Consider the following 14,678-nt stretch of genomic DNA (forward strand, 5'->3'; position numbering starts at 1 on the left):
AACCTCTTCTCAGGTCCTTTCGACCAGAGGCACCAGGCCCTTCCGCGCGCTCTGCTGGCGCGGGAGGGTCTGCGGTCGTTCGAGGCCGAAGGTGGTGAAGGCGGTGCGGGCCGGGAGCGGGTAGACCTCCTTGCCCGTGAGGTCGTTGAGGATGGTCGCGCTGCGCCAGGCGGCGAGACCGAGGTCGGGGGCGCCGACGCCGTGGGTGTGCCGCTCGGCGTTCTGTACGTAGACGTTGCAGCCGGTGCCGGTGACGGACGGGTCGAGGATCAGCCGGTACTGCTCGTCGACGCGGGGGCGGGTCGAGGCGTCGCGGCGCATGTACGGGTCGAGCCCGGCGAGCATGCGGTCGAGGGGGCGCTCGCGGTATCCGGTGGCGAGGACGACCGCGTCGGTGGTGAGGCGGGAGCGGGTGGCCTGCTGGCGGTGTTCGAGGTGGAGCTCGACCTTGGTGGTGGCGACGCGGCCCGCCGTGCGGACGGAGACCCCGGGGGTGAGGACGGCGTCGGGCCAGCCGCCGTGCAGGGTGCGGCGGTAGAGCTCGTCGTGGATGGCGGTGATGGTCTCGGCGTCGATGCCCTTGTGCAACTGCCACTGCCGGGGGACGAGTTCGTCGCGCACGGACTCCGGGAGCGCGTGGAAGTAGCGGCTGTAGTCCGGGGTGAAGTGTTCGAGGCCGAGCTTGGAGTACTCCATGGGCGCGAAGGCCTCGGTGCGGGCCAGCCAGTGGATCTTCTCCCGGCCGGCGGGGCGGGAGCGGAGCAGGTCGAGGAAGATCTCGGCGCCGGACTGTCCCGAGCCGATGACCGTGACGTGTTCGGCCGCCAACAGGCGTTGGCGGTTCTCCAGGTAGTCGGCGGAGTGGATGACGGGGACGGTGGGCGCCTCGGCCAGCGGCTTCAGGGGCTCGGGGACGAAGGGTTCGGTGCCGACGCCGAGCACCACGTTGCGGGTGTAGGCGCGGCCGAGTGCCTCGGCCTCGCCCTCGGTGTCGAGCTGGGTGAAATCGACCTCGAACAGGGAGCGTTCGGGGTTCCAGCGGACGGCGTCGACCTGGTGGCCGAAGTGGAGTCCGGCGAGGCGGCCGCTGACCCAGCGGCAGTAGGCGTCGTACTCGGCGCGCTGGATGTGGAAGCGCTCGGAGAAGTAGAAGGGGAAGAGCCTCTCGCGGCTGCGCAGGTAGCTGAGGAAGGACCAGGGGCTCGCGGGGTCGGCGAGGGTCACCAGGTCGGCCAGGAAGGGGACTTGGAGGCTGGCGCCCTCGATGAGCATGCCGGGGTGCCAGTGGAAGGCGGGGCGCTGTTCGAAGAAGGTCGCGGCGATTCCACCGGGGACGCCGTCGGCGAGGGCGGCCAGGGAGAGGTTGAAGGGGCCGATGCCGATGCCGACCAGGTCGTGGGGCTGGTCGTGCTGGTCGGGTTGGCCGGCCGGGGCGGGGGGCGTCTCTTCGGTCATCGGACGGTGCTGCCTTCCAGGACGGTGCTCAGCGCGGTGAGCAGTGCGTTGAGCAGTGCGGTGAGGTCTTCGGGCGTGGTGTGCGGGTTGAGGAGGGTGGCCTTCAGCCAGAGCCTGCCGTCGGCGCGGGCGCGGCCGAGGACGGCGCGGCCCGTGGTGAGGAGGGTTCGGCGGACGTCGGCGATGCGGGCGTCGTCGGCGCCGACGGGGCGGAAGAGGACAGTGGTGAGGGTGGGGCGCCGGTGGAGTTCGAGCGCGGGTGCGGCTTCGACGAGGTCGGCGAGTTGCTGTGCGGCGGCGTGGACGCGGTCGACGAGGTCGGCGAGTCCGTCGCGGCCCAGTGCCCGGAGGGTGACGGCGATCTTGAGGACGTCGGGGCGGCGGGTCGTGCGGAGCGAACGGCCGAGCAGGTCGGGGAGGCCGGCCTCGGTGTCGTCGTCGGCGTTGAGGTAGTCGGCGCGCAGGCCGAGCGGGGCGAGCAGAGCGCGGTCGGGGACGGCGAGGAGTCCGGCCGCGACGGGCTGCCAGCCGAGTTTGTGCAGGTCGAGCGTGACCGAGCGGGCGCGGTCGAGTCCGTGCAGGAGGCCCTTGTGGGTGTCGCTGAACAGGAGCGGCCCGCCGTAGGCCGCGTCGACGTGCAGTTCGGCGCCGTGCCGCTCGCAGAGGTCGGCGATGTCGGGGAGCGGGTCGATCAGTCCGGCGTCGGTGGTGCCCGCGGTGGCGGCGACGAGGACGGGCGAGTGGGGGCGGTGCAGGTCGGTGATGGCTTCGTCGAGGGCGGCGAGGTCGAGGGTGCCGCTGGGGGCGGGGACGGTGACGGGTTCGGGGAGGCCGAGGAGCCAGGCGGCGCGGGCCAGTGAGTGGTGGGCGTTCGCGCCGTGGACGAGCCGTACGGTGCCGTGGCGCTCGCGGGCCAGCAGCAGGGCGAGCTGGTTGGACTCCGTGCCGCCGGTGGTGACGAGGGCGTCGGGGGCGGCCGCCGCGGGGTAGACCTCGGCGGCGAGGGCGCGGGTGGTGGCGGCTTCCAGGGCGGACGCGGCGGGGGCCTGGTCCCAGGAGTCCATGGAGGGGTTGAGGGCGCTCGCGGCGAGGTCGGCGGCGACGGCGAGGGCGAGCGGCGGGGTGTGGAGGTGGGCCGCGCAGAGCGGGTCGGCGGGGTCGGCGGCGCCTGCGGCGAGCACGCTCACGAGGGTGCGCAGGGCTTCTTCGGGGCCCGTGCCCTTGTCGGGGAGCGCCTCGCCGAGGGCGGCGCGGACCCGGGCCGTGACGGCGTCGGGTCCGCCCGCCGGGAGGGGCCCGCCGCGTTCCGCGGCGCCGACGGCGAGTGCGTCGACGGCCGCGGTGAGGAGGGGGCGGAGCGCGGCGGGGCCTGCGGTTCCTCCGGCGAGGGGCGGGGTGCTCATGGGATCAGCCTGTACAGGGTTCGGGCGGCGTGTTCGCCGTGCTCAACGATCCCGACCCGAAAGTGGTACTGCCGTGTCGCGGCGCCCGTACGGTCGTGCGTACGTGCTATGGCGCCGCGACCGGCACCTGTTCGACCGTCCCCTGTTCGACCGTTCCCGGTCCCGTCCCCGGCCCTGTCCCCGGTCCCGTCCCCGGTCCTGTCCCCGCCGGTCGGGGTCAGCCCTCGCGGACGCTCGACGCGCGGCGCAGGTCGTCGAGCTGGTCGACGAGCTTGCGGCGCAGGGCGGGGATCATGTCGGTCTCGGCCAGACAGCTCTCGCCCAGGGCCAGGCTCTCGGCGTCGGCCGCGTGGACGGGGAACGCGTGGCGGCCCACCGCCTCGGCGATCGCGGGGCCCCTGCGGGCGGCGAGCGCGACGGCGTCGGGGTAGAAGCGGGTCACGTACTCCCGTACCAGGTCGGCCTGTTCGGGCTGCCAGAAGCCCTGGGCCGTGGCGGTGAGCAGGTAGTTGGAGAGGTCGTCGCCGGCGAACATCGCCTGCCAGGCGGCGGCCTTGGCCTCGGGGGTGGGGAGTGCGGCGCGGCAGCGTGCGGCGCCTTCCTCGCCGGTGGCGCTGCGGTCGCGGTCGAGTTCGGCGGCGATGGCCCGCTCGTCGGTGGCGCCGAGGACGGCGAGCCGGGCGAGGATGCGCCAGCGCAGCTCGGGGTCGAGTTCGGGGCCGCCGGTGACGGTGCCTTCGGAGAGCCAGGTGGCGATGGTGTCGGGCTGGGCCGCGGCGTCGATGAAGTGGCGTACGGCGGTCAGGCGCAGGCCCGGGTTGTTGCCGTCCTCGGTGCGGCGCAGCAGGTCGCGGGTGAGGTCGGTGAGGAGGGCGAGGGCGGCGGGCCGGTCCTGGGCGTCGAGGTAGCGGTCGGCGATCTGACCGTGGGCGAAGGCGAGGACGCCCTGGACGATCGCCAGGTCGGATTCGAGCGGGAGGTGGGCGCGGGCGGCCGCCAGGTAGGCGGTGGGGGCGAGGTCGCCGTCGCGGACCATGTCGCGGGCGCTGTTCCAGACGACGGCGCGGGTCAGCGGCGTGGGGACGGCGGACAGGGCGCGCACGGCCGTCTTGAAGGAGTCCGCGTCGAGACGGACCTTGGCGTAGGTGTGGTCGCCGTCGTTGAGGACGACCAGGGCGGGGCGGCGGCCGGGGCGGGTCACGGGCGCCTGCTGGGGCACGTCGATCTCGAAGCGGTCGCGTTCGGCGAGCCGGTCGGGGTCGACCGGGTCGGGGTCGAAGGCGGCGACGGCGATGCGGTGCGGGCGGCTGCCGTCCTGGTCGACGGAGAGCGTCCACGCGGTGTCGCCGGTGACGTCCGCGGTGAGGGTGTCAACGCCTGTTGTCCTCAGCCACCGCTCGGCCCAGGCGTGGACGTCGCGGTCGGTGGCGGACGCGAGGTTGTCGATGAAGTCGGCGAGGGTGGCGTTGCCGAACTTGTGCCGGGCGAAGTGGGCGTTGATGCCCGCGAGGAAGTCCTTCTCGCCGAGCCAGGTGACGAGCTGGCGCAGGGCGGACGCGCCCTTGGCGTAGGAGATGCCGTCGAAGTTGAGGAGCGCGGAGGCGGTGTCGGGGACGGCGTCCGGGTCGGGGGCCACCGGGTGTGTCGAGGGGCGCTGGTCGGCGTCGTAGCCCCAGGCCTTGCGGACGATGGCGAAGTCGGTCCAGGTGTCGGTGAAGCGGGTCGCCTCGGTGAGGGTCTGGTAGCCCATGTACTCCGCGAAGGACTCGTTGAGCCAGATGTCGTCCCACCACTGGAGGGTGACCAGGTCGCCGAACCACATGTGGGCCATCTCGTGGGCGATGACCATGGCGCGGGTCTGGCGCTCGGTCTCGGTGACGGCGGAGCGGTAGACGAACTCGTCGCGGAAGGTGACGAGTCCGGGGTTCTCCATGGCGCCCGCGTTGAACTCGGGGACGAAGGCCTGGTCGTAGGAGTCGAAGGGGTACGGCTCCTCGAACTTCTCGTGGTACCGGTCGTAGCAGTCGCGGGTGACGGAGAGGAGTTCCTCGGCGTCGGCGTCCATGTACGGGGCGAGCGAGCGGCGGCAGTGGATGCCGAAGGGCAGTCCGGCGTGCTCGGTGGTGATCGAGTGCCAGGGGCCGGCGGCGACGGCGACCAGGTAGGTGGAGATCAGGGGGGTGGGGGCGGCCTGCCACTGTCCGGGGGCGGTGCGGGTGGCGACGGCGTTGGTGAGGACGGTCCACGCCTCGGGGGCGGTGACCGACAGCTCGAAGACCGCCTTGAGGTCGGGCTGGTCGAAGGCGGCGAAGACGCGCTGGACGTCCTCCATGAAGAGCTGGGTGTAGACGTACGTCTCGCCGTCGGTGGGGTCGGTGAAGCGGTGCATGCCCTCACCGGTGCGCGAGTAGCGCATGTCGGTGTGGACGTGCAGCTCGTGGGGGCCCTCGGCGAGGCCGGGGAGGGGGTAGCGGTTCTCGGTCAGCGCTTCGGGGTCGAGGGGCTGTCCGTCGAGCGTGATGGTGTGCAGCGTGGCGGGCTTGAGCTCGACGAAGGTGTCCCCGGCGGTACGGGCGGTGAAGTGGATGCGGGTGGTGGAGGCGAAGGTCTCGTCGCCGCGGGTGAGGTCGAGGGAGACCTCGTAGCGGTGCACGTCGAGGATTCGGGCTCGGGTCTGCGCTTCGTCGCGCGTCAGTACGGACATGGGGACATGCTGCCTGATGGGGTACGGCCGGTACATGGGGGTCCCTGGCCGAATCGAAGCGTTCGCGGGCGGCGGAAGGCGCGGGAGGGGGCGGGTGCGGTGCTGCGGGCGCGGGGTGCGGGACGGGTGCGGGACGGGGCGCGGGGTGCGGGGCGTATGGGGCGGGTGCGGGGTCGGGGGCCCACCTGCGGGCCGGTGGGGGCCGCTGCGCGGGGGCGTCCCCCGCCCCTTCCCGGAAACCTGCCGGGGGCGCCAAAGGATTCGCGCCGTTCCCCGCGGCCCTTCAAAGGAGCGCGGGGAACTGCGCGAGTGCGGGGCAGACGCCGCGCGTACCCACTCCGCCGCAGGCGAAAGGCGGTGCCCCCGGGTGACGGGGCCCTCGCCCCGCCAGCGGCCGGGCGGCCGGGCGGCCGCGGAAGCCGTCACTCGGCCAGTTCCGCGTGCTCCCCCGCCTCCTCCAGCTCCAGGATCCAGAGGTCGTTGGCGCCCTCCCGCAGGACCGGGCCCGGCACGTACAGCGTCTCCTGCGGTCCCGCCGCCCAGTAGCGGCCGAGACAACGCCCGTTGACCCAGGCGAATCCGCGGGTCCAGCCGGGCAGGCGCAGCCCGCAGTCGCCCGCGCCGCCCGCCGGGACGTCGAACCGGGCCCGGTAGAGTCCCGGCTCCCCCGCGGCCGGTCCGTACGGCAGGCAGTCCACGGTCTCCGCGGCCTCGTCCAGTGCGTCGAGCCGCAGGCCCTGGGCCCGTACGCCGTGCAGGTACTGGCGTTCGTGGCGGATGCCGCCGGTGATGCCCTTGCGTTCGCCGACGAAGGGGCCGTAGTTGACCCGGCCCAGCGACTCCACCCACAGCTCGACGCGGGCGGGGCCGGCGACGGGAGTGTCGAGCGCGGCGCCGATGGCGCCGTCCGCACCGCTCAGGGTTCCCGCGCGCTTGCCGTCCACGTACACGACCGCGAGGTCCCTCAGGCCGACGACGCCGAGCGGGTAGGGCTTGCGGGGGCCCGGGACGTCCACCAGGTAGCGGACCAGGCCCCGATCGACGCCCAGGTCCTCGAAGGTGGGCGGGGTGCCCGTCTCGGTCTCGGGGCCGCCGAGCGCGTCCATGACGGCGGCCAGTGGCGCCCGGTCGGTGAGGGGGATCCGCACGGGGGCGGCGAGCGCGGCGGGGGCCGGGGGCAGCTCGGCGGGTTCGGCGCCGTACTCGGCGAGGGTGTCGGCCAGTGCCGCGCGGAAGAGCCAGAACTTCTCGGTGGGCCTGCCGCGCTCGTCGATCGGGGCGTCGTAGTCGTAGGAAGTGACGGTGGGTTCCAGGGGGCCGTCGTGGAGGTCGCCCGCGCGGTTGGCGCCCGCCCAGCCCGCGTGGTTGGTGCCGCCGTGGGCCATGTAGATGTTGACCGACGCCCCGGCCGCGAGGATCTCGCGGAGCGAGCGCGCGGCGTCGGCGGCGTCGCGCACGACGTGCTCCTCGCCCCAGTGGTCGAACCAGCCGCACCAGAACTCCATGCACATCAGCGGGCCCTTGGGCTGGTGGCGCCGCAGGACGTCGAAGGCTTCGGCGGCTCCCGAGCCGAAGTTGGCGGTGGCGAGGAGGCCGGGGACGGAGCCGCCGGTGAGCATGTGGTCCTCGGGGCCGTCGGAGGTGAACAGCGGGACGGTGACGCCGCAGGAGCGCAGCAGTGCGGTCAGTTCGCGCAGGTAGACCCGGTCGGATCCGTAGCTGCCGTACTCGTTCTCGACCTGCACCATGATCACGGGGCCGCCGTTGCCGAGCTGGCGGGCGACGACCTGGGGCAGCAGTCTGCGGAACCAACGCTCGACGTGGCCCAGGTAGACGGCGTCGCGGGTGCGGACGCGGTGTCCCAGCTCGCCGGTGAGCCAGTGCGGCAGGCCGCCGTTCTCCCACTCCGCGCAGATGTACGGGCCCGGACGCACGATCGCGAACAGTCCCGCCGCCCGCGCGGCGTCCAGGAAGCGGCCGAGGGCTTCGACGTCGGCGTGGTGTCCGGGGGCGGGTTCGTGGAGGTTCCAGGGGACGTAGGTCTCGACGCAGTTGAGGCCCATCGCGCGGAGCATCGCGAGGCGGTGGTCCCACTGCTCCTCGTGCACCCGGAAGTAGTGCAGCGCCCCCGACAGCAGGCGCACCGGCTGTCCGTCCAGGAGGAAGTCCTGGTCCCCGACCGTGAACTCGGCCACGTCCCGCCCCTTTTCTGCCCCGTGCTCTCGCCCCGTACGTTCTGCGCCACCCTGGCCTCTGGCGAGAGACGCGGTCCATGGACAAAGATCGGTTCTGTTTGGACACAAAGAAGTGGCCAACGGTCGTTGGCGTGCACGGCCGACGGGCAGGGGAGGAAGAAAAGGGATGTATCACACCTGGATGCGGTATTTCACTCCCAGCCCGCTCCACCAGCGCCTCGGTCTGGTCTGCCTCGGTGTCGGGCTCCAGCACGGCGCGCTGCCGACCGTGGGGCCCCGCACCCTCGACCACCACGTCGCCGTCGTCATCAGTTCGGGCAGCGGCTGGTTCAAGGACGCGGACGGGCGGCGCACGACCGTCACGGCCCCCGCGCTGATCTGGCTGACGCCGGGCAGGACCCACCACTACGCCCCCGATCCGGGGACCGGCTGGGACGAGTGCTTCGTGGACTTCGGCGGCCCGGCCGCCGCCACCTACACCGAGCTGGGCTACATCGAGCCCGACAGGCCCGTCGTCCCGCTCTCCGACACCGCCGCGGCCCGTGCCGCCGTGGGGCGCATCGCGCGTGCCGCGCGGCGCGGGAACCCGCTCCTGGAGGTCGAGACGGGCGCGGCCGTGCACGAGCTGCTGGTCGCCCTGCGCCGCGCCCGCGCCGACGTCAGCCCGGACGGCGACCCCGTCCTCCAGGCGTTGGCACGCGACGCCTTCCAGCCGCTGTCCGTCGCCGAGCACGCGGCGCGGCACTCGATGACGCCGGCCGAGCTGCGGGCGGCGGTGCGCAGGGGCGCCGGGTGCAGCCCCAAGGACTACCTCCTGGGGATCCGGCTCGGCCGCGCCAAGGAGCTGCTGGTCGCGACCGAGCTGCCGGTCGCGGCGGTGGCGCGGCGCGTCGGCTACGACGACCCGGCGTACTTCTCGCGGCTCTTCACGCGGCGGGTCGGGACCGCCCCGGTGCGGTTCCGCGAGCAGCAGGGGCGGACGGTGCCGGGCGGCTGGTCGACGCAGGTCCCCGATCCGGAGCACCCTCCCACGATCGCCACGTGACCGACGTAAGCTCGCTGACCATGAGCACCCCCGACATCGACGCATCGGTACGAGCCGAGCTGACCAGGCTCCGCGAGAGCATCGACAACATCGACGCGGCCGTCGTGCACATGCTGGCCGAGCGCTTCAAGTGCACCCAGCAGGTCGGTCACCTCAAGGCGGAGCACCACCTTCCGCCCGCCGACCCGGCACGGGAGGCGCGGCAGATCACCCGGCTGCGGGAGCTGGCGGAGAGCGCGAACCTGGATCCGGCGTTCGCGGAGAAGTTGTTGAACTTCATCATCGCCGAGGTCATCCGGCACCACGAGACGATCGCGAACGAATCGTCGAACGTCTGATCCGCACACGATCCGATCCGTATCCGAAGTGACGCGGGGCGGCCCGGGGCACCGCGCCCCGGGCCGCCCCGCGTCACGTTCCGTACGGCGTCACGCTTCGCGCACCTCGAACGCGTCGAGGACGAACTCCGCCGTTCCGTCGTCGCCCGTCTTGCGCAGTCCCACCCACGCCTCGCCCCGGTCGGGCGCGGTGAACTCGTAGCTCAGGACCGTCGGCGCGGTCGCCACCGGCAGCGGTTGCCGCGACAGCTCGCGCGCGCCCGGTTCGTCCACCGCCGTGATCCAGGCGTACTGTCCCGCCTTCTCGTTCTCGTAGCGGAAGGAGACCCGGTAGCGGCGTCCCGCCGCGAAGCGCACCGTGTGCGGGACGGTGCGGTACACGAGGCCGTCGTTCTCGCCGCGCGACTTCAGCGACTCAGTGCCGTCGATCACGTCGTCGATCGCCTTGCCGTTCCAGCCGCGCTGGGTGTACGGCGCGTGCCGCTGGGCGATGTGGGTGCGCGGGTCGGTGGCGCCGCCCGCATCGCCCTTGACGAAGACGCCCCACCCCTGGGGGACGTGCTCGAAGTCCTCGTGGGCGAGGACGCCTGGCCTGTTGACCGGCGGCGCCGCCGCCACGACACGGACGTTGTCGAAACGCACCCGCGCCTCCCCGGCCGCCGCGCGCAGCGTGAGGGTGACGGGGCCGCCGCCCTCGGGGACGGTGAAGCGGGTGAACACGCGTTGGAACCGGGTGCCGTGCTTGCGGTCGGCCGCGACGTGGTTCCCCGCGGTGGAGGTGTCGGTCCAGTTGGCGGCCGTCACGCCGTCGGCGGTACGGACCTCCAGGGCGGCCCTGCGCCGCTCGCCCGGTTCCGCGCCGACCTCGACCTGTACGGACGCGGCGTAGCTGCCGGGTGCCAGGCGCGTGAGGCGCTGACTGACGGCCGCCGCTCCGCCGGCTCCCACGACGAGTTCGTGGTCGCCGAGCGCGCTGCGGACGACCTCGGCGGGACCCGTCGCGGCCCAGCCGTCCAAGGAGCCGGAGTTGAAGCCGGGGTCGTGCAGCGGGGTGGCCTGGCCCCAGTCCGGGTCGGGGGCGCTGCGGACCCGGTCGCGATGGACGACGTAGGGCTGTCCCGCCTTCGCCTCGATGCTCACGCGGCCGGCCCGGACGGGCAGCCGCCCCTCGTACACCCGGCCCTGGTCGGTGAGGCGGTAGAGCGCCACCGTGCCGAGGCCCGACCAGCCCCTGGGCAGTCGCCAGGCCGTCCGGCCGCCCTTCGGGTTGTAGTGGTAGAGCTTCGCCGGGTCGGTGGCCCTGCGCGGCTCCCAGGGCAGGAGGTAGCTGCCCGCTTCGTACACGACCCTGCCGTCGGTGGTGATGCGGCGGCTGCCCGTCGCGTCCGAAACGGCTGTGGGCACGGGCCCGAAGAAGGTGATCTCGTGGTCGGTCCAGCGCTTGATCGGGTACGCCTGGAGGTACTTCGCGGGCAGCGACTCGGTCCAGATGAGGGTGTGGAAGGTGGTCCAGTCGGTCTTGCCCACCCAGCCCTCGTAGTTGCCGGTGCGCCCGATGCCCAGCAGGGTGGGCCACTTGTCGGCGAAGACGTCCTTCTGGTGGTTGCGGACGAAGCGGATCAGCTGGGAGTTGATGCCGCGCGAGGTGTCGGGGCCGTAGTCGGTCTCCGTCGCCCAGTGCGCCCAGACGGCCGAGCGCTCCAGGCCGTGGCCCCACTCGGTGGTGATCGTCCAGCCCTGTTCGCGCAGGGCCCGCTGGAGGCGGTCGGAGGTCCAGCCGGACTCGCGGAAGACGTCGATGTAGAGGGTGTTCAGGGCGGGGTCGGTCTGTGCGCGCAGGTCCGCGAAACGCTTGATGACGTCGCCGGACACCAGGTCGCGGCGCTGGTCGATGCGGTAGCTCTGGTCCAGCCAGTCCCACTGTTCGTTGGCCTTGTCAACGAGCGTTTCGGAGAAGGCGTTGGCGACCGGGTACGACTCGGTGACGTTGACGTGCACGCCGAAGTCGCTGTTCCACTTCCGGCCCTCGCGGACCAGGGTGTTGAGGTCTTCGAGGCCGCCCGCGCGCTCGTTGTAGTTGCCCGCGTAGTCGGGGTGGGCGGAGTCGTGGCCCTCGGACTGGTAGCCCTTGAGGAGGGTGTACTGGCGCAGCCCGTCCGTGGCGAGGGAGATCCGCTTGACCTCGTCGAGGGTGGCGAGGAAGGGGTTCGTGGCCTGTGAGGCGAAGTTGAAGGGGATGTGCGGCACGACGCGCAGGTGCTGCTCGTCGGCCCCACGGGCGTTGACCATGATGTCGCGGAAGGCGATCGCCGCGTCCTGCCAGTCCACGACGCCGTCGCCGTTGCGGTCCCCGGTGACGACGACGGTGGCGTACGGCAGGGGTTCGGTGGCCCCGACCGGGGACGTGGCCGCGCGGTGGGTCCACTGGCCGCAGGAGAGCTCCGCCTTGACGTAGCCGTCCGCGACGGTCGTACGGCGCCAGAGGCGGCCGTTCTCCCAGGTGGTGCCCGCCGCCGTGGTGGGCTTGTCCCAGACGGTGTTGGTCTCGACCGCGCCGCCGAGCCGGTCGTGGGCGACGACGGCGTAGGCGCAGCCCTTGTCCGCCTCCGCGGGGGTGGCGGGGGTGGGCCGCACCAGGGTGTCGCCGCTCTTGGCCTTGTCCAGCTCGATGCGGGCGGCGAGCAGGGCCGCGCCCGGCTGGTCGCTGCGGACGGAGAGGAAGGCGAGGCCGGGGATCCGGAGGGTGCCCACGCGCAGTGCGGGGGTGTCGGCGACGCGGGTGACCCGCCAGTCGGTGCGGTGGCCCGTGACCCGGATCTCGACGTGGATCTCGGTGCCGCCGTCGAAGGCGAGGACGTACGCGATCCGGTCGCGCCCGGCGCGTGCGGTGACCTCCGGGACGTGCGGGACGTCGTCGATCAGGACGGTGGTGACCGTCTCCTCCTGGCCGTGCAGGACGGCCCCGGTGGCGCGCTCGGTGTACGAGACGATCCGCGGGAAGCGGGGGTCGACCCGTACGTCGAGCGCCGTGGACCGCAGCAGGGTCCGGGCGGCGGCGGTGCCGGGGGCCGCGAGGGAGGTGCCCGGGGCCCCGAGCGCCATGCCCGCTCCGGCGAGCGCGGTGGCGGCGACCACCGTCCGACGGCCGGGTCCGCGCCGCTGGTCGTCCTGTTCGTTCGCGTCCACGCTCGCTCCTCGCTCGTGCCGGGTGCCTCACGGGTTTCCGTGCACGTCAAGATGCGTCGGGCGGGGCGAGGGCGCCCATGGACAAAGGAGGGGCGGGTCTTGGACTTTGGGCCGCGGGGGCCCGGTCCGGGGCACCCGCCCCTCCCGTGTCGCAACGATGTTCCGGACGCGGCCGTCAGGGGCGGCGCCGACCCCGGTCGTTCAGGAGCTGGGGCCCGGCGCCGCCGTCGTGTACGGCCTCGTCAGAGGGTGCTCGCCGCGGACCTGATGGCCGAGGCGAAGGTGGAGACCTCGGTGTAGACACCGGGGTAGTTGGGGCGGGCGCAGCCGTTGCCCCAGCTCACGATGCCGACCTGGATCCAGGCGTTGGCGTTGTCCTTGCGGAACATCGGGCCGCCGGAGTCGCCCTGGCAGGTGTCGACCCCGCCCGCGGTGTAGCCGGCGCAGATCTCCTCGCCCGGGATCAGGTCGGAGTAGGAGCTCTTGCAGCTCGCGTCGGAGACGAACGGCACCTGGGCCTTGAGGAGGTAGCGCTGCTGGCTGCCGCCCTCGCGGTTGGCGCCCCAGCCCGCGACGGTGAAGGTGCCGCTGTTGTACGCGGTGGTGTCGGCGATGTTCAGCGTGGGCAGGTCGATCGGCTTGGCGAGCTTGATGAGCGCCCAGTCCTTGCCCGAGCCGTTGTAGCCGGGGGCCTGGAGCACCTTGGTGGAGCGGACCTTGATGGCGCTGGAGCTCTGCAGGTCCACCACGCCCGCGGTGGCGGTGATGCTGGTGTTGTTCCCGGAGCCGCTCACGCAGTGCGCGGCGGTCAGGACGATGTCCTTGGCGTAGAGGGAGCCGCCGCAGCCCATGGAGAGCCGGACCATGAACGGGAACTCGCCCTGGGCAGCGCGGGTGCCGCCGACGACCGGCGGCGGCGCGGGGACGGCCGCCTGGGCCACGGGCTTGACGTGGTCGGCGTGGGGCGCGGCGGTGGCGGAGCCGGCCTGGAGTCCGAGCGCCGCGGCTATCACGGTCCCGGCTGCGGCACATCTCTTGAGCGCACGTACGGCCTTGCTGTTCATGCGTTTCCGCCTCTCGTGGGGGGTGGGCTGACACGTCGTCAAACACGCACCACTCGAACGAGTGACATGTGCCCGACAAGACGTGATCCGGATTATCGGGAAGGGGTGGCCGGGGTCACAAGGATCAGATTTCGGCCATTCACCGGGGGTCGGCAGCGGGGGCGGCATTCTCAGGGTCGACGCCAACACCCGTAGAGTGAGCGCTGGTTGGAGAATCGCGCAGAGGATCCGGTCGGTTCGCACAGGGGGTCGGGGCGTGACGTCGAGCAGCACGGTCGCACACGGGTTCCCGCACCTCGACACCGTGCGGTCCGCCGTCACCGCCCTCTACCGGCGCCTCTCCCCCGACGGCGTCGCCCGTTTCGGGAGCAGCGTCCCGCCCGCCGACGTGGCCTTCGCGGACACCGACGACCTGCACCTGGGCGCCCAGCGCGTGGCGCGCGCGATGGTCCAGCACCTGGGCCTTCCGGACGCCCGAATGATCGTCAGCTTCCGCGGGATGGAGCACGCGGCGAGCGTCGAACTCGCCGCGGGGCCCGAGTACTTCATCGAGCTCAACGACCGTTTCCGCACGCACCGCAGGGACATCGGCGCCGCGCTGGCCCACGAGGTGACGCACGTCCTGCTGCACCGGCTCGGGCTGGCCTTCCCCGGCACCCGCGCCAACGAGATCCTGACCGACACGGTGACCACCTACCTCGGCGCGGGCTGGCTGCTGCTGGACGCCTACCGGGAGGACGCCCACTCCAGCCAGAAGCTCGGCTACCTGACGCCGGAGGAGTTCGGGTACGTGCTGGCCAAGCGTGCCGTGCTGTTCGACGAGGACCCCTCGATCTGGTTCACCAGCCCCCAGGCGTACACGGCGTACACCAAGGGCCTGGCGATGGCCCGCAGGGACGCCCAGCAGCCGCCGCTCGCAGCGGCGGGCTGGGCCGGACGGCGGCGCTACGCGCGGGAGCGGCGCTGCGCGCAGGAGCGGCCGGGCGCGGCGAGCGGCACGCCGTACGGCTTCGAGAACGGACGCGGCGGGCTGCGGGTCTCCTTCCCCTGTCCCACCTGCCACCAGCGCATCAGGATCCCGGTGCGCGGACGGGTGCGGGCGCGCTGCGGGCTGTGCCGCACGGTGCTGGAGTGCGACACCTAGGCCTGGCGGTGCTGGAGCGCGGCGCCCAGGCCCGGCGGTACTGGAGTGCGGCGCCCAGGCCTGTCGCCGCCGTCCCGGCTGCCGTGCCAACGGCTGTGGGCCCCGCGTATTGGAACTGCGGCGCCCGAGGTGCCGCGCGTAGGG

9 protein-coding genes are annotated in these 14,678 nt (G+C 73.0%); 3 read left to right on the top strand and 6 right to left on the bottom strand.

Features of this window, described 5'->3' with window-relative positions; translation table 11 throughout:
• Positions 1–9: 9 nt before the first annotated feature.
• From ACIBNE_RS29320 to ACIBNE_RS29335, 4 genes are all read right to left on the bottom strand, one after another.
• Positions 10–1,455: a lysine N(6)-hydroxylase/L-ornithine N(5)-oxygenase family protein gene (locus ACIBNE_RS29320; protein WP_399276757.1), complete on the bottom strand. Its 1,446-nt coding sequence runs from the start codon at positions 1,453–1,455 to the stop codon at positions 10–12.
• Positions 1,452–2,858: a pyridoxal phosphate-dependent decarboxylase family protein gene (locus tag ACIBNE_RS29325; RefSeq protein WP_399276759.1), complete on the bottom strand. Its 1,407-nt coding sequence runs from the start codon at positions 2,856–2,858 to the stop codon at positions 1,452–1,454. The genes ACIBNE_RS29320 and ACIBNE_RS29325 overlap by 4 nt, the downstream gene beginning before the upstream one ends.
• A 217-nt stretch (positions 2,859–3,075) precedes the next feature.
• On the bottom strand, positions 3,076–5,562 hold the full coding sequence (gene pepN / locus ACIBNE_RS29330; protein WP_399276761.1) for an aminopeptidase N: 2,487 nt from the start codon (positions 5,560–5,562) through the stop codon (positions 3,076–3,078).
• Positions 5,563–5,984: 422 nt separating this feature from the next.
• Complete coding sequence (locus tag ACIBNE_RS29335; protein ID WP_399276763.1) at positions 5,985–7,757, bottom strand: beta-galactosidase; 1,773 nt, start codon at positions 7,755–7,757, stop codon at positions 5,985–5,987.
• A gap of 166 nt (positions 7,758–7,923) precedes the next feature.
• Between ACIBNE_RS29335 and ACIBNE_RS29340 the strand changes: the two genes are divergently transcribed.
• Together ACIBNE_RS29340 and ACIBNE_RS29345 are read left to right on the top strand one after the other, a co-directional pair.
• Positions 7,924–8,802: a helix-turn-helix domain-containing protein gene (locus tag ACIBNE_RS29340; protein WP_399276765.1), complete on the top strand. Its 879-nt coding sequence runs from the start codon at positions 7,924–7,926 to the stop codon at positions 8,800–8,802.
• Positions 8,803–8,822: 20 nt separating this feature from the next.
• Positions 8,823–9,140, top strand: coding sequence for a chorismate mutase (locus ACIBNE_RS29345; RefSeq protein ID WP_399277165.1), 318 nt, complete (start codon positions 8,823–8,825; stop codon positions 9,138–9,140).
• A gap of 90 nt (positions 9,141–9,230) precedes the next feature.
• On the opposite strand, the gene ACIBNE_RS29350 is transcribed toward ACIBNE_RS29345, so the two are convergent.
• On the bottom strand, positions 9,231–12,242 hold the full coding sequence (locus ACIBNE_RS29350; protein WP_399277167.1) for an endo-alpha-N-acetylgalactosaminidase family protein: 3,012 nt from the start codon (positions 12,240–12,242) through the stop codon (positions 9,231–9,233).
• A gap of 326 nt (positions 12,243–12,568) precedes the next feature.
• The gene (locus ACIBNE_RS29355; RefSeq protein WP_399276767.1) at positions 12,569–13,390 is read right to left on the bottom strand and encodes a S1 family peptidase; all 822 of its coding nucleotides are present in this window, start codon (positions 13,388–13,390) and stop codon (positions 12,569–12,571) included.
• Positions 13,391–13,646: 256 nt separating this feature from the next.
• On the opposite strand from ACIBNE_RS29355, the gene ACIBNE_RS29360 reads away from it, so the two are divergent.
• Positions 13,647–14,534 (top strand): hypothetical protein, encoded by an 888-nt coding sequence (locus ACIBNE_RS29360; RefSeq protein WP_399276769.1) that lies wholly within the window; start codon positions 13,647–13,649, stop codon positions 14,532–14,534.
• Positions 14,535–14,678: the final 144 nt, after the last annotated feature.

Origin of the sequence: Streptomyces sp. NPDC050504 (assembly GCF_044458065.1) — a bacterium.
Classification (GTDB): Bacteria; Actinomycetota; Actinomycetes; order Streptomycetales; family Streptomycetaceae; genus Streptomyces.